General features: G+C 45.2%; 12 protein-coding genes. 3 read left to right on the top strand and 9 right to left on the bottom strand.

Annotated elements, in window-relative coordinates; translation table 11 throughout:
• Positions 1 to 142 precede the first annotated feature (142 nt).
• Positions 143 to 1,402 (top strand): RHS repeat-associated core domain-containing protein, encoded by a 1,260-nt coding sequence (locus ELS82_RS18280; RefSeq protein WP_134836751.1) that lies wholly within the window; start codon positions 143 to 145, stop codon positions 1,400 to 1,402.
• A gap of 187 nt (positions 1,403 to 1,589) precedes the next feature.
• On the opposite strand, the gene ELS82_RS18275 is transcribed toward ELS82_RS18280, so the two are convergent.
• The 3 genes from ELS82_RS18275 to tal all read right to left on the bottom strand — a co-directional run bounded on the left by ELS82_RS18275 (position 1,590) and on the right by tal (position 6,125).
• Positions 1,590 to 2,891, bottom strand: coding sequence for an ISNCY family transposase (locus ELS82_RS18275; RefSeq protein WP_134836750.1), 1,302 nt, complete (start codon positions 2,889 to 2,891; stop codon positions 1,590 to 1,592).
• Positions 2,892 to 3,085: 194 nt separating this feature from the next.
• Positions 3,086 to 5,092 carry a transketolase gene (gene tkt / locus ELS82_RS18270; protein ID WP_134836749.1) on the bottom strand — a complete coding sequence of 669 codons (2,007 nt, stop codon included), beginning with the start codon at positions 5,090 to 5,092 and terminating at the stop codon, positions 3,086 to 3,088.
• A gap of 82 nt (positions 5,093 to 5,174) precedes the next feature.
• Positions 5,175 to 6,125, bottom strand: coding sequence for a transaldolase (gene tal, locus ELS82_RS18265; RefSeq protein WP_053439218.1), 951 nt, complete (start codon positions 6,123 to 6,125; stop codon positions 5,175 to 5,177).
• Positions 6,126 to 6,571: 446 nt separating this feature from the next.
• On the opposite strand from tal, the gene ELS82_RS18260 reads away from it, so the two are divergent.
• A complete protein-coding gene (locus ELS82_RS18260; RefSeq protein ID WP_134836748.1) occupies positions 6,572 to 7,552 on the top strand; it encodes a sugar-binding transcriptional regulator in 981 nt (326 codons plus the stop codon).
• 16 nt (positions 7,553 to 7,568) lie between these two features.
• On the opposite strand, the gene ELS82_RS18255 is transcribed toward ELS82_RS18260, so the two are convergent.
• The 6 genes from ELS82_RS18255 to moeA form a co-directional block, all read right to left on the bottom strand.
• Positions 7,569 to 9,812 (bottom strand): bifunctional diguanylate cyclase/phosphodiesterase, encoded by a 2,244-nt coding sequence (locus ELS82_RS18255; RefSeq protein ID WP_134836747.1) that lies wholly within the window; start codon positions 9,810 to 9,812, stop codon positions 7,569 to 7,571.
• 90 nt (positions 9,813 to 9,902) lie between these two features.
• Positions 9,903 to 10,733, bottom strand: a complete 831-nt coding sequence (locus ELS82_RS18250; protein ID WP_134836746.1) for a sulfurtransferase — start codon at positions 10,731 to 10,733, stop codon at positions 9,903 to 9,905.
• Between the two features lie 18 nt (positions 10,734 to 10,751).
• Complete coding sequence (locus tag ELS82_RS18245) at positions 10,752 to 11,069, bottom strand: hypothetical protein (protein WP_134836745.1); 318 nt, start codon at positions 11,067 to 11,069, stop codon at positions 10,752 to 10,754.
• 176 nt (positions 11,070 to 11,245) lie between these two features.
• Positions 11,246 to 13,192 (bottom strand): methyl-accepting chemotaxis protein, encoded by a 1,947-nt coding sequence (locus ELS82_RS18240; RefSeq protein WP_134836744.1) that lies wholly within the window; start codon positions 13,190 to 13,192, stop codon positions 11,246 to 11,248.
• A 175-nt stretch (positions 13,193 to 13,367) separates the two neighbouring features.
• Complete coding sequence (gene moeB / locus ELS82_RS18235; RefSeq protein WP_134836743.1) at positions 13,368 to 14,123, bottom strand: molybdopterin-synthase adenylyltransferase MoeB; 756 nt, start codon at positions 14,121 to 14,123, stop codon at positions 13,368 to 13,370.
• Between the two features lie 9 nt (positions 14,124 to 14,132).
• Positions 14,133 to 15,368 carry a molybdopterin molybdotransferase MoeA gene (moeA, locus tag ELS82_RS18230; protein ID WP_134836742.1) on the bottom strand — a complete coding sequence of 412 codons (1,236 nt, stop codon included), beginning with the start codon at positions 15,366 to 15,368 and terminating at the stop codon, positions 14,133 to 14,135.
• 278 nt (positions 15,369 to 15,646) lie between these two features.
• Between moeA and ELS82_RS18225 the strand changes: the two genes are divergently transcribed.
• The gene (locus ELS82_RS18225) at positions 15,647 to 16,303 is read left to right on the top strand and encodes a transporter substrate-binding domain-containing protein (protein WP_134836741.1); all 657 of its coding nucleotides are present in this window, start codon (positions 15,647 to 15,649) and stop codon (positions 16,301 to 16,303) included.
• Positions 16,304 to 16,393: the final 90 nt, after the last annotated feature.

Here is a 16,393-nt window from a genome sequence, read left to right as displayed (position 1 = left end):
AACAACGGAGAAGTTTGTAACTTTTTCATTGCCAAAGCCTTAAAATTCTACCTAAGTCACTCTTTCCTAGACATGAATATTGTCTACTAGTTAAATTCCTAATCTCTAGTTCATCTTATATGAATACTAAGTGCTTCCAGTTATGAAGAAAATCGATACTTGCATCCAGTCATTATCTCCGCTTCCATTCAATTCAGGCAGGCGAAAGTTTATTGGCCAGACAGGGGCAATGGCTGCAGCAGCACTCTTGCCTTCTTCGGGTATGGCACAAAGTGCAAGCCCTTCTCTGAAGGCATCACCGCTTATTGCCAACCCTCTTGGCTTTAATGGAGAGCGCAAAGACCCGGTAACAGGCTGCTACCATCTGGGGAATGGCTACCGGATGTATAACCCCCGGTTGATGCGTTTTCATGCTGCTGACAGCATGAGTCCGTTTGGCAAGGGTGGTATCAACAGCTATGCCTACTGTCTGGGCGACCCGGTCAATAGGAGAGATCCCAGCGGCCACTTTGCCATCATGAGCCTGATTATCGGTGCCGTCTTCGGCGCAGTGGTTGGCACTGGAATATCTGCGGCGGCAGAGGGTATCCGTGCCGCTGCCAGCGGTGACAGCTTCGACTGGAAGCAGGTAGGTATCGGTGCGGCACTAGGCTTTGTCAGTGGCGGTTTCGGTGCGGCTGCTGTAGGTGCCAAGACCGGTGTTCAGGTTGGTCTGGCCGTGGCAGATACAGTTGTCTCCGGAGCGGCTGACTTTGGGCTTAACGTCGCAGCAAGGACCCCAGTCAGACAGGCAGGTATCAATGCCGGTATCGGGGCCATTGTCGGTCTGGCCACCTTTGGCGTGGGTCAGGGAGTGGGCAGGATGGGTAAATCACTTTCTGCTGCCAGTAAAAGGATTGCTAGGGTTAGAACCATAGGGTTAAGCGGGCGTGGTGCTCCCAGCGCATTTAAAAATAGAGTGGATACCCACATCAGTGAGGCTCTATCCAGTGTTGATGAGGCTGACTTTATATGGGTTAGAAATGTACATACCTCCAACTTAAACCCAGTCGCAGGTTATCATTCACCAAATGAAGGATCTGTTGCTTTATTTATGCACTCTGATGGAGAAAAACTATTAATTAAAGGAAGGCCTTATAACCCTACTTCTGTGGCGAATAAGATAACTAGTTTAGATGGTTTCACTGAAAGGAATCAAGAACCTTTTATATTGGCTGCTTGTAAAGCCGCTAAAAGTGGGCATAGTTCAGTTGCTCAACAATTTGCAGACTCAATACGCAGGCCTGTAGTGGCTACAGAAGGATATGTGCATATTAGTACAAATAGCGAGAAGACAGTTTTAACATCCCTGTACAGTAATAAACCGTTTCTAATATTCAACCCTATACCAACCTACCTTTAGTCATATTTAATATCTATCATTAAATATGACTACATACTTTCCTGGTCGCAGTTCTTCTCCTATTGCTTACTTAGTTAACTGCACTTTATTTTCCAACGATGAAATCGATGCCTTTGTTTCAGCCCAGTGCTGAAAAGAGGCGCAGAAGAATTTGGTGACAAACCGTTCTTTTAGTCAAAGGACCCTTTTAAGAGGCTGGCACTCTAACTTTATTGCGTGACCGCCATGGGTGATCAACTTTGGGTTTGTGAGCATACTTTGATGCATACTCTGAGTTTATCCGAGCCGTGACTTTATTTACCGTGTGGTGGATGCTTTTTTCATCGTCCAGCGGGATAGGCTCCGGGCCTTCAATAAACTTGTGACAGTCTAGTTTCCTGCCATCGCTGAGAACAGTTATCTCCCCATTGAAAGATTCACATACAGTTACCGTGCTATGACGAAGACGGTAGCCTTTGCCCTCATTTGTAATCTGGTATTCACTGTTTTTATATTGGAAGGTGAGGTTCTTAGAGACTTTGCGATGGTGATGAATGGAGAAAATGAGTTCCACTTCTTCCTCGCTGTATAATACCTTCCTGTGGGCGTCATGGTCATTGTTCGGAGCAATGGCAAAACGTTTATTGTATTGCTCTATGAGTTCGGGAATAAAAGCATTGGCCGTTTCTATATCACTGATGCCGCGAAGCCTTAATTCCTTAACCAACCTGTCCTGCAAAATACCATTGGCTCTCTCGACTCTGCCTTTGGCTTGAGCACTATTGGCATGAATGGGTTCAATATCTAGTGTTTTTATCGCACGAGTGAATTGCGTTAGCTCGCCGTCACGCTCAGGGTAGCTAACCCTGAAAATGCTGTGCTTATCCGAATACAGAGCAACAGGGCGGCCATGTTGGACCAGATAGTCGTCCAATGTTTCCATATAGGCTTGGGTCGTTTCCGCTGGAGTGAACTTCATGGCCATAAGTTCGCTGGTTGCATCATCAATAAATACGATAAGTGTGCAGTACTCCCCTCGCTCTTCAAACCAAGCGTGTGGAGAACCATCTATCTGAATCAGCTCCCCCCGACGAGAGCGACGCTTTCGTCTTTGGTGAATACGGGCCTTCTTTCTCCCTTTAGTCACCCAGATAGAGGCGTCAATCATCCAAGTGCGTAGTGTTTCTCTGGAGATTTTTATCCCATGTCGTTCTTCGAGCTTTTCGCTGGCAAGAGTAGGACCAAAATCCGTATAGTGAGCGCGTACCAATTGGATAGCAGCTTCCCGGGTGGCATCGGTATAGGCATTGTTAGGCTTCTTGCCTCGGTGACGGGAAATAAGCCCTTTGGCACCTTCAGCCCGAAATCGTGCGAGAAGGCGTTTGATCTGACGAACCGATAGATCAAGCTGGGAAGCCGCCTCCTTCTGGAGAAGACGGCCGGCATGAACAGACTTGATAACCGTTAAACGGTCGAGTTCCTTGTGGCTCAACGTTAAATACCCTTCCAACTTTGCCCCTCAATTACCGGTAGGTTAATTTAGAAGGGGCATTTTAGCTTTGTTGAGAGGGGACATTACAGCTTTGCGCCTACACGTTAGCAGAGGAGGTTGTTTAGTCTCGGCACGTTGAGTTATATATGTATAGTAATAATAAAAAGCCCCGCTTTAGTAAGCGGGGCTTTTTACGTTATAACTAACGTTGATTAAGCTAGAAGCTCTTTCGCTGTGTTCACTACGTTTTCAGTGGTAAAACCGAACATCTTGAACAGTTCGCCTGCTGGAGCAGATTCACCGAATGTTGTCATACCGATGATCTTGCCACCGAAGCCAACGTACTTGTACCAGAAGTCAGCGATGCCAGCTTCAACTGCGATACGTGCTGTTACGTCAGATGGAAGTACAGATTCACGGTACTGCGCATCTTGCTTGTCGAATGCGTCAGTTGCGGGCATAGAGACTACGCGTACTTTCTTACCTTCAGCTGTTAGTTCAGCAGCAGCGTTAACCGCTAGCTCAACTTCAGAACCAGTTGCAATAAGGATTAGCTCAGGTTTACCTTCACAATCTTTCAGGATGTAACCACCCTTAGCGATGTTAGCTACTTGCTCTGCGTCACGCTCTTGCTGTGCAAGGTTTTGACGAGAGAAGATTAGCGACGTTGGGCCGTCTTTACGCTCGATTGCCAGTTTCCAAGCCACTGCAGATTCAACTTGGTCACATGGGCGCCATGTGCTCATGTTTGGTGTTAGACGTAGAGAAGCGATTTGCTCAACAGGTTGGTGAGTTGGGCCATCTTCGCCAAGACCGATAGAGTCGTGCGTGTAAACCTGGATGTTCTGAACTTTCATCAGAGCAGCCATGCGCATTGCGTTACGAGCGTATTCCATGAACATTAGGAACGTTGCGCCGTATGGCACGAAACCACCGTGCAGAGCGATACCGTTCATGATCGCAGTCATACCGAATTCACGTACACCGTAGTGGATGTAGTTACCCGCTGGATCTTCAGCAGAAACAGACTTAGAACCAGACCACATAGTTAGGTTAGAAGGTGCAAGGTCAGCAGAGCCGCCTAGGAATTCAGGTAGCATAGCACCGAACGCTTCTAGTGCGTTTTGAGACGCTTTACGTGATGCGATGTTTGCTGGGTTAGCTTGAAGGTCTGCAATGATTTGGTTTGCTTTCTCTTCCCATTGTGCAGGTAGTTGACCGTTTACGCGGCGTTTGAATTCAGCTGCCAGCTCAGGGTGTGCTGCTTCATAAGCTGCAAGTTTCTCGTTCCACGCTGCTTCCTTAGCTGCGCCTGCTTCTTTCGCATCCCACTCTGCGTAGATTTCCGACGGAATTTCAAAAGGACCGTGCTCCCAACCAAGTTCTTTACGTGTAGCTGCAATTTCTTCAGCGCCTAGTGGTGCACCGTGACAGTCGTGTGAACCAGACTTGTTAGGTGAACCGAAACCGATGATAGTTTTAGTACAGATTAGAGTAGGGCGAGGGTCAGCTTTCGCTGCAATGATCGCTGCGTTGATCGCTTCAGCGTCGTGACCGTCTACTGCTGGGATTACGTGCCAGCCGTACGCTTCAAAACGCTTAGGTGTATCGTCAGAGAACCAACCTTCAACTTCACCATCGATAGAGATACCGTTGTCATCCCAGAAAGCGATCAGCTTACCAAGACCTAGCGTACCTGCTAGAGAACATGCTTCATGAGAGATACCTTCCATCAGACAGCCGTCACCCATGAATGCATAAGTGAAGTGGTCAACGATGTCGTGACCTTCTTTGTTGAACTGTGCTGCTAGAGTCTTCTCAGCTAGCGCCATACCCACAGCGTTAGTGATACCTTGACCTAGAGGACCCGTTGTTGTCTCGATACCTGGTGCGTAACCGTACTCTGGGTGACCTGGTGTCTTAGAGTGTAGCTGACGGAAGTTTTTCAGATCGTCGATAGATAGTTCGTAGCCTGCTAGGTGTAGCAGAGAGTAAATCAGCATAGAGCCGTGGCCGTTTGAAAGAACGAAACGGTCGCGGTCAGCCCACTCTGGGTTTGAAGGGTTGTGGTTTAGGTGAGAGCGCCAAAGAACTTCAGCGATGTCAGCCATACCCATAGGTGCGCCTGGGTGACCAGAGTTTGCTTGTTGTACACCGTCCATGCTTAGTGCACGAATAGCATTAGCTAGATTCTTTCTTGATTGAAGAGAGTGATCCATAATAAATACCGATTAATAGATTGTTTCTTAGAAAGGATGTTAAGAGGGGAACGCAAACGTTCCCCTCTATAAATTCTGTGGATTAAAGCTTAGCTTCAATCATTGCTTCAAGTTTGCCTTGGTCAACTGCGAAGTTGCGGATACCTTCAGCTAGCTTCTCAACTGCCATTGGGTCTTGGTTGTGATCCCATAGGAACTCAGCGTGAGTCATTGCAGCTGGGCGCTCTTTAGCACCTTTAGAGTCAACTAGCTTCTCTACTACTTCACCTTCAGCAGCTTCTAGTTCAGCAAGAAGTGCAGGAGCGATTGTTAGACGGTCACAGCCAGCTAGCTCTAGGATCTCACCGATGTTACGGAAGCTTGCGCCCATAACTACAGTGTTGTAGCCGTACTCTTTGTAGTAGTTGTAGATGCTAGTTACAGATAGTACGCCTGGATCTTCTTGAGCTTCGAAGTCACGGCCTTCTTTAGCCTTGTACCAGTCCATGATACGACCAACGAATGGAGAGATTAGGAATACGCCAGCTTCAGCACAAGCACGAGCCTGAGCGAATGAGAATAGTAGAGTCAGGTTACAGTTGATGCCTTCTTTCTCTAGGATTTCAGCTGCGCGGATACCTTCCCAAGTAGAAGCCAGTTTGATAAGGATGCGATCGTTAGTGATACCTGCATCGTTGTACATTTTAACTAGTTGACGTGCTTTCGCTACGCTGCCTTCCATATCGTAAGATAGACGAGCATCTACCTCAGTAGAGATACGGCCAGGGATAGTTTTTAGGATTTCTTTACCGATGTTTACTGCTAGCATGTCACAAGTGTCTTGTACTTGTTGTGCTTTGTCGTCACTTTGCGCTTTAGCGTATTCAATTGAAGCATCGATTAGAGGAGCATACTCTTCGATTTGAGCTGCTTTAAGGATTAGAGAAGGGTTAGTTGTTGCATCTTCTGGCTGGTACTTTTTGATTGCATCAATTTCACCAGTGTCAGCTACTACAGTCGTTAGTTTACGAAGTTGCTCTAATTTGTTGCTCATTCCGATCATCCTATTTAATAAGCCGCCATACCACGTTAGTTGATATGACTTGTGCAATTGCAAGCGTGGTGTCGATCTCTTCAAGCAATAACGATGCTTGTGAAATCAACAAACCCGAAATTTCAGCACCAGAGCAGATGTTGTGAACATTTGCTCTCATGTTGAGTAAATGATGGGTCCATAATTATATCATCCACCCAGAATGTCAATTGGTTAAACAGGGATATGGTGACATTCATCAAGGATTTTTTAAGGTCAGATGTGTGATTAAACCAATTAAACGTTTGCCAAGCTGTATAAGGGGCAAGGGAGATTTAAAGAGATTAAAATTGCGACTGAGAATTTGTATTGCACGTGAGCAAATGATGGTAATAATTGCCACTATGACATATGCTACACCCTTGAGCATATGTTACGTGCTATTTATAGATAGGAATGCTGTAGTTATGAGTAAGATTCACAATGAGATGTCTGACGATAACACCGATCTATTGACTGAAATTTCAGTCGCGTATTACCAAGACGGTGCCACTCAAGAAGAGATTTCAAAAAAGTTTTCAGTATCACGTGCCAAAGTGGGGCGAATGCTCAAGCAGGCGCGTGATGAAGGTATTGTCGAAATTACCGTAAAGTACCACCCGGTATTTAGTGCCAAGATCGAACAAAGATTGATTGAGCGCTTTGGCGTTAAGCGTGCACTGGTCGCTCTCGATCAACCAAGTGAAGAGCAGCAACGCCTGCAAGTTGCGGGGTTAGTCTCTAAATATATGGCGAGCTCGATTCAAAACGGTTCGGTTGTCACCGTCGGACAAGGGCGAAACGTATCCGCAGTTGCCCACCACGTAGGCGTCATTCCTCAGCGTGATGTTAAGTTTGTTTGTGGTATCGGTGGTATTCACCCGCGTGGTGGTATGTTTAACGCCGACCATATCTGCCGTCAGTTCGCTAAAACCTATGGTGGCACTTCAGAAACACTCTATGCGCCTGCTTATGCAGAGAACCGTGAGCAAAAGATGGCGTTTATGCAAAATGCCACGGTGAAGCAGACATTAGATTTAGCGCGTAAGGCGGATGTCGCTTTAGTCGGTATCGGCGATATGAGTGAAAACAGCTATATGGTCGATTTAGGTTGGTTCACGGCAGGTGAAGTTGTCCAGTCTCGAATGCTGCAGGGCGTTGTGGGTGACTTTGCTGGTTATGACTTCTTTGATATTCATGGCGGGGCAGCCAAAACGGTAATGAGTGACCGCGTTATTGGTCTCGGCATTGAAGAGTTTCGACCGATTGCTGAGGTTATCGCGATTGCGGCTGAAAACAGCAAACCTCTCGCTTTGCTAGGTGCACTACGAACCGGTGTGATTGACGTTATTGCGACCAGCGTAAGTAATGCGTTGACGGTACTAAACTTAGACGAACAAATGAAATAATAAAGAAAGGGCAGCGTTAGGCTGCTCTTTCTTTTAGCTTTTGAATCAAGGCTTCAACGTCTAGCGGACGTGAATAGTAATAGCCTTGCATTACGTGTGCACCGTAATTAGTGATGGTTGCGACCTGTTCAAAATCCTCTACGCCTTCCGCGACAATTCTGACCTCTAAACTCTGGCCGATACTAATAATGCTTTTGACCAATGACTGGCACTTTTTATCGTTGAGCAAGTTTTGCATGAAAGCACGATCGATCTTGAGTTCATCTACTGGTAGTTGGTGCAGTACATTCAGTGAAGAGTAACCAGTACCAAAATCATCGAGTGACAATTCAAACCCTAGCTGCTTGATCGCTTCACACTTTGATTGAACCGCTGGTAAGTCTTCAATCAACACGCTTTCCGTGAGTTCCAGCGTGATCGAGCTCGGATCAACTTGGTGATCGAGAATTAACGTCGTCAGATAGCTGACAAAATCGATTTCCATAAACTGAATTATCGAAATGTTGATTGCGGTCTGTAAGCGTGTATTAGAGGCTTTCTGTAAGCGTAAAGATTCTAATAACGCTTTTTTAAGCAGAAGTTTACCCAACTGAGGCATGAGTCCGGTACTTTCGGCAATGGCAATGAACTTGTCCGGCGATACAAAACCGAGCTCGTCATCGTTCCAGCGCGCGAGTGCTTCAATACCCCAAATGCGGCCATTGCGGTATTGCGGTTGAAACTGGATGCGGAAACTCTCATCGGCTAGAGCAACACGTAGTCGTTGCTCAATCAGCGCTTCTTGTTGATGCTCTTGCTCCATATCTGGGGTAAACACGCAGTAAGTATTGCGTTGACTCTTGGCCTTCAGAACCGCAATGTCGGCCAATCGCTTAACCAAATTTACACTCTCGGTATGTTGGGGGTAGAGTGCTACCCCAATGCTTGCGGTAATGACATATTGGGTGTTTTCTAGCTGGTAGGGCTGAGATATAGCTTCCAGCAACCCACGGCAAAAGAGGTCAATATTTTGCACCTGACTTTGTTCGCAGATCAATAAGAACTCGTCACCTGCCTCACGCACAAATAAACTGCCTACAGGCTTAAGGCGATCTACACGCTTAGCCAACTCAACCAACAGCTTGTCTCCACTAGAGTGGCCGTATGTATCGTTGATCACTTTGAATTTGTCTAGGTCGATATAGAGTAGGGCAAAGCGTTTGTTCATCCATGGTTTCTCTTGTTTAAGAGAATAGTAACGATTAGGCAAGCCAGTCAGAAAGTCATGGTTAGCCTGATAAAGCAGTTCTTTTCGACGCTCTTTGTCAGACTGATAAATACGTTTGATCAAAACGTATATAAACCATTGCAACGCACAGAACACGCCAAATATGTAAATAAAGGAAGGCAAAAACTGTTCGAAGATATAGTGCTGATTAACCTTCGATACAACCCAAAGCTTTTGTTCGGGGATATATTTCGTCACGCCTACATACAGAGTGTTGCGGTGCTGAACATAGAACGATTGAATGGTACCGTTGTTACGACCCGCTTTCAGTGCCTCAAGCTCATCAGCAAGGTCAGTTTTGTTCGCAACACCAATCTTATTGCCATAGCCAGTTTTCGGGGCTGGCAACTCCATTTGCGCATAGCCATCATTGCGAACAACTTTAAATATGTTGTGCGGGCCTAACAGCAAAGAGTCGTTAATTAATCCTGTGTTATTGAGGGATACCGCACCGGTTATTACGGCAACGGGATCTCCTTTGATGTTTCGGATCGCTTTACGAAAAGGGATGAAGTAGGAAGCTAGGTTGTCGCTGTAGTACGTACGTCCAACGACAAGCCTATCTGACTCAATGGTTTCAACGAAGTTTTGCCAGAGAGGGGAGTTTTTAAAGTCGCTTAGGCCACTTTTATTCGAGAATGGGATATTGCTGCTGGCAACCAAAGAGTGACCTTCAAGATCCATCAGTCTGATTGCAGTCATATCTCCAGAATCACTGATCAAGCCATCAAAGATCTCAATAGACTCCTCAATAGGGGCGCCGCTTTGGATATTGTGGATGGCTTGTTCACCTGCTACTTCGAGTATCCTGTCTTCATTATCAATCAATGAGGAGAGTGAATTTGAGAACAACTCAACTTGGGTACTTTGGGTTTGAATCGTACTTTCTACAGTAGAATTCCATAGGTTTTTAGTGATGAAGATCAGCAAAAATACGCTAATAAATACAACGACTCTATGTAAGGTCCAGATTGTTTTTGGTTTGTTAGCCATACTTGTCCTTCACCTTAGGCGCGGTGATTTCTACTGATTGCATAGAGCAGTATAAATAGTGAACTGGTATTTTACAATATGACAATCCGTTTATTCAATAGGCAGCTGATCGTTAGCACCCCATTCAGTCCATGAACCGTCATAAACCGAAAAGTTGCTATAGCCACACACCTCTGCAGCGAGCAGTACAATACAGGCTGTAACGCCTGAGCCACAGCTAAAAATAGTGTGGTTAACGTCGTGTGAAAGTGACTTGGATAGAATGGGAGTCAATTCTTGTGCAGTTTTGAGTTTATGCTGATTCATCAACTCAGCAAAAGGCTGGCAGGTAGAGTTTGGAATGTGGCCGCTTCGTAAACCTTTTCTCGGCTCTGGAACCTCTTTGTTAAAGCGCGCTCTCGAACGGGCATCAACAGTTAGGCTGTCTGGGTTATCTATCTGATCAACAACGAAGGAAGCAGACACAAAAAAGCGCTCATCTAAGGAGCCTTGGAAGTTACCTAGAGATTGCACACTTGCATATTGCTGTACAAGATCGAACTGCTGCGCTTTCCATTCGGTTAGGCCGCCATCTAGTATAAATACATCTTTATGACCCATCGCTTTGAACATCCACCATGCGCGAGGTGACGCAAATGTCCCGCTATTGTCGTAGATGACAATGGTAGACTCATTATTGATTCCTAGCTGTTGTGCGAGCGCGTTAAATCGCGACTCTGAAGGCATCATATGAGGTAGGGAGCTATCTGGGTCACAGAACTCTTTGTCGTAATCAAATCTTAGAGTGTTGGGGATAAGGTTGGTTTTATCTTTCTCTACTTCGCCGGGAATTTGAAAGTCTATACTTGCATCTAAAACAACCAAATCAGGGTTTGATGACAGTTGTTGAGATAACCATTGCGGAGTAACTAATGGGTTCATATTGAGTCCTTTCATTGTTTATTTTGTTGCGCCAGCAAGACACTGAATCAGCTGATACGACGTTAGTGTCGATGACAAACTTTGCTTTGATTCTAGCAATACGACAGAACCTTTCGGACAATCCAGTTTAGGGTCTGTCGGTATTAAGAATTGCTGTTGGTCTTCAGTCACAACATTTACAAATCGTCGATGTCCATCAAGTGACTGCGTCAGCGTTTGACTGATTACCGTTGCACGAATGGTGACGGATTGCTTCTCTGGACGAAGTTTTAATACAACAATAAGTAATACAAAAGTAAAAATTAGGATAAGAGTAAATACTTTTGGATTGTTCATTGTCAGAGTACTGTTCCTTTGGTTGTTTATGCGATTTTAAAGCATAAAAATACGAACTAAGTCGTTGTTGTATCGTGGAAAGTTACTCTAAATATTATTTGTCGATATAGATATTTGCAAGGCACTAAAGTGGTTGGACATTAGTGCCTTGAAAGTGTGTGAATGAGTGAACAAACTTACGCGAGTTTAAAGCGTTTCATTTGCAAATCTAAGTCTTGCGCTACTTCGGTGAGCTCAGCGGCTGAGATGGCCACATGCTTCACAGTGGTGCTGTTCTCTTGGGTGATGTTGTACGTTTCAGTGAGGTTTTCACTCACCGTGTTTGTCACCATACACTGCTCTTCCACGGCTGCGGCAATTTGCGCGTTGGTGTCGTTGAGCTCTTGAATCGTGCCGTGAATGGTGTTCAAGTTGTCTGATGTTGATACCGCCTGTTCAGAGGCTTTTGAAACCGTATGATGACTGTCATTAATGGTTTTTTGCGCACTTTCTGCGCCGGATTGAAGTGAGTTAATCATCGATTCAATTTGACCAGTCGCTTCCTGAGTTTTCTTAGCCAGTGAACGCACTTCATCTGCAACAACGGCAAAACCACGACCTTGTTCACCAGCTCGTGCTGCTTCAATAGCTGCATTGAGCGCCAATAGATTGGTTTGTTCCGCGACAGCGTGTATGACTTCTAAGATGGTACCTATGCTCATCGATTCATCATAGAGCTTAGTTACTTGTGTTGCTCCTTTGGACATCGTTGCTTCTGCCTGTTCAATAGCCTGAAGCGTTTTTTCGACTTCTTGCAGGCTGCTGTCGACATTGAGAGCTGCGCGCTCGGTGAAATTGGAAGCGTCAGTCGCACTTTGGGATATTTCGGTGGTGCTGGTTGATAGCTGTTGAACGGCTGAGGAGATTTGCTGCATTTCGCTACTTAGCCGCTCGGATGATTGATTTGTCGTATGGGTAATGGCCGACAGTTCCTCTGACATTTGGCCTATTTTAATGCATGAGTCGTTAACCTTATGCACAATCTCGCGTAACGACACAATCGTATCGCGCATGTTCGATAGGAGCTGAGCAATCTCATCTTTGCCTTTGACGACGACGTCATGTGACAGATCACCTTGGGCAAGTTTAGAAGAAATGCTCTTCACTTGATCGATACCATTTTTAATAGAACGGATGATGGCGAATGCGGTGATGATAGCGATGACAAAGGAAACACAGGTCAGAACGATAATTGTCGTAATGGTTTGCTGTTTTTGTGCGAGTAAATCGGCGGTGAGAGTGTGTTGCTCATCCATTGATTCTAGTTTGATCAACTCAAGTTCTTTTGAAATGTCGTTGCCCAGATCCAGCATTTGTTTTTCGGCTTTATGCTGCGTTTCTCGCAGGTGAATCACTTCTTCAAATCCCAGCGCGTAAGCTGTGCGCTGTTCAATGAACTCATCCAGTAGTGCTTTTTCTTTATCTGTTTTTAAATAGCCACGAAATGTTTTCTCTAGCTGTGGTAACTCGACATTAAAGTAGGCACGAGTTTGCTCAACAATTTCACTTTTCTCGTTGTGTAAGTAATTAAGCACTGCGATGTTAGAAAGTAAAAACTTCTCCATTATTAAAGAAGAGTAATACTCGACCTCGGCATCTGATACTTTATGAGCGGATTCAATAAGAGACTCAAGATCGTAGAGAGCCTTTTTTTCTAGCTCTACCATTTCAACATAGACTTTCTCTTCTACCGATTCACTGGACGTTTTAACGATTGAGAAGTCTTGGTCAAATTGAATCATTTCATCAAGAATGGTTTTAAGGTGCTTTTGTCTCAAAGGGTCGCTGGTGGTTTGAAGATCTTTGTTTATAAGTTCTTTAAGCTTACTTAAACGTTCATTGTAAACAGAGAGATAAGAAGAGGATAAGGTATTGGCGTATTGCAGAGCACTCAAGCGCACTTTTAAGAAGTTAGATTGGATTTCACCAGCTAACGTTATCTCAGAAGCCAATTCACCATAATGCTTAAAGTTATAGGCAGCGGTGGACATGCCGTTAAAGCTAACATAACTGGCAATAGCAAATAGGATCAAACAGACGCCAAATCCGCCATGTATTTTATTTGCGATAGATAAATTAAACATAAAGTCTCCCTGGCTCAATAGCCTAATTAAACGGGTAATTACTTCATTAAGCTTATACGTAAACCAGCGATTATCTAATTCGTAAGTTAAGTTTGTTGCTAAGAGGCAGATTAGCTAGAGGGGGAAGATTGGAATAAGCAGCGAGTTAGCCAAAGCGACTAACTCGCACAATAGATTAGTTATCGCTACAAACAGGGCAGCTCGGCATCTTCATTAAGTTCATTTCACGCCAAGACATGCTCATTGCATCAAGCATTAAGATCTTGCCTTTTTTAGGTGTACCGTAATTGGCGATCACTTTGATTGCTTCCATCGCTTGCACTGCGCCGATGATGCCGACGACAGGCGCCATAACACCTGCTTCAACGCAGCTTAACGCCGCGTTACCAAATAGGGCGCTCAGACATTGGTAGCATGGCTCGCTTTCATCTTGGTAGGTAAAGACACTGACTTGGCCTTCCATACGAATCGCGGCGCCCGAAACCAGTGGTATCTTTGACTCAAAGCACAACTTGTTAAGCTGATTGCGCGTTTCGACGTTGTCTGATGCATCGAGCACTAATGTGTGCTGCTTGATGAGTTCTGCGAGTTCATCGTCCCACAGGCGTTTGTCGACAGTTTCGATATCGGTGTGCGGGTTTAATTGCTTCAATGATTGAGCGGCAGAATCAACCTTCTTAACACCAATGTCGCCGTCGTGATGGAGTACTTGGCGCTGCAAATTGGATAGCTCAACAATATCATCATCAATTAACGTAAGTTTACCGACACCAGCCGTTGCTAAATACTGACTGGATGCGCAGCCTAAACCACCAGCACCCAGAATCAAAATCGAACTTTGTTTAAGCGCTTCTTGGCCATCAAAGTCGAATTGTTTCAAGATGATCTGGCGGTTGTAACGCAGCATCTCTTGATCGGATAAGATCTCCAATGACTGCTCCTAGTATAACGTTGAGTTAAACAGCTGAATGTTGACTGTTTCACCGGCTTCTACGCGACCACGTTCACGCTCAAGCACCACAAAGCAGTTGGCAAGGCTCATCGAGCGGAACGCACCAGAGCTTTGGTTACCAGTGGTTTCAACTACAAACTTGCCATCTTCAATCGAGTAGATGCCACGTTGGTAATCTGTACGGCCAGGCGCTTTCTTGAAAGCACTCTTTGTCATTGCTGGAATTGACTCTGGCGCTTTCCATTCGCCGTGGCCAGCAAGTTTTGCTAGTAGCGGCTGAACAAGAACATACATGGTCAATACAGCAGACACTGGGTTACCCGGCAGACCGCAGAACCAAGCTGTTGAAAGTTTACCAAAGGCGAACGGTTTACCCGGCTTAATCGCTAGTTTCCAAAAGCCAATTTGACCGAGTTGTTCAAGAATGTCCTTGGTGTAGTCGGCTTCACCCACACTGACACCGCCAGACGTTACAACCACGTCAGCAAGTGTTTGAGCTTGTTCGAATGTCGCTTTTAGTGTTTCTGGGCAATCAGGAATAATGCCTAGGTCGATAGCTTCACAGCCAAAGTTTTCGATCAACGGTTTAATACCGTAACGGTTACTGTCGTAGATCTGGCCTTCTGCAAGCGTTTCACCTAATGGCTTTAGCTCATCACCGGTTGAGAAGAATGCAACACGCGGCTTACGAACTACGGTGACATGGCTGATACCTAGGGTAGCGATCATTGGAATATCACGCGATGTTAGACGAGCACCTTTAGCCAGCACAGTCGCACCTTGCGCAATATCATCACCCATTGGGCGAATGTTATTTTGTGGCTTCACATCCGTTTGGTTGAACTGAATGCCTGCATCGGTCACTTCGGTGTTTTCTTGCATGATCACCGCGTCACAGCCTTCAGGGATCTTTGCGCCGGTCATAATGCGAATACAGGTTCCGAGCGGCCATTCACCGTGGAATGGCTGTCCTGCAAATGACTTACCTGCTAAAGGCATAACATTGTTTTGCGCCAAATCCGCTAGACGTAGCGCGTAGCCATCCATTGCTGAGTTATCAAATGGAGGAACGAAAATAGGGGATAAAATGTCTTCAGCTAATACAAAGCCAATTGCTTCGGCTAGTGGGAGTTGTAAGGTCGCTTGGATAGGTTTAATTGGCGACAGCATTTTTTCCATCGCATCTTCGATCGGCATCAAGCCAGGAGCGTCACAGCAGCCCATATCAAAATCCTACTCTTTTATTATTGTCAGATAATCGGGTCACTTTACCACATAAAGCCATTTGCAATAATGACCTCTATTAACAATCCCAGTTTTATCAGCTCAACTTTGGGCAAAACTTGCACGTTAAACGCTAAATCTCTCCGAAAGTGGTAGATGCCGAGTGTCTAGAACTAACGAGTGGCAATTCTAATCTATACTCAATCTAAATAATTAATGTCGTTGGCTGTTATTCATCTTTAATTTGTCTAGTTTTGGACATAGGCAGGGAGAGCCACATGTTTAGAAAACTATTGAAGCGCGCACTGTTGGTATTGCTGTTTGTCGCACCAAGTGAATTATATGCCGAAGATAAGGTTGTGAATGTTGGATTTGTTGTTGGCATACCACCTTTTGTGATTGGTGAATCTGGGATATTGGTTGATATCGTTGGTGCAGCGTTACAGCGTTCCGGTTACACCATCTCCAATTATAAGTTTCCTAGCAAACAATTTGATCAAGACCCTTTGAACGCATTTGAAGAGCTTGATGTTTTCATTGGGACGCCGCTTAACTTCAGAGTGAATTACTCATACGGCAAGGTGTATGAGTTTGATAATGTCGCGGTATCTAAGACGAGCCTCGACCTCAAAATCGATCGAGTTTCCGATTTGAAGGGCAAGTATATCGTCGCATTTAATAATGCCAGTCAACACTTAAAAGAGCCCTTTACGACCTTTTATAATCAAGAGCTTGCCAACTGGGAAGGGTACAAAGAGATAGAGAATCAACAAGCTCAGTTTGATATGCTGATGAAAGATCGTGCCCAAGTGATCTTACTTGACCGCAGTATGGCTTATTACTACGCGCGAAAAGCCGGAGTTAAAGGCATGGAAGGCTTTACATTTCATGAGATCTTTCCGTTAAAAAAACACCATCTATGTGGTTGGCCGTGATCAAGAATACGTACAAATCATCACCAATAATCTAGACGAGATGAGTAAAGACGGCAGTTTAGCAGAGCTCATCGAGGCGTATCGTTAATT

This window comes from Vibrio ouci, assembly GCF_004551525.1.
Taxonomy (GTDB): Bacteria; Pseudomonadota; Gammaproteobacteria; order Enterobacterales; family Vibrionaceae; genus Vibrio; species Vibrio ouci.
This window is presented reverse-complemented; position numbering and strand designations above follow the sequence as displayed.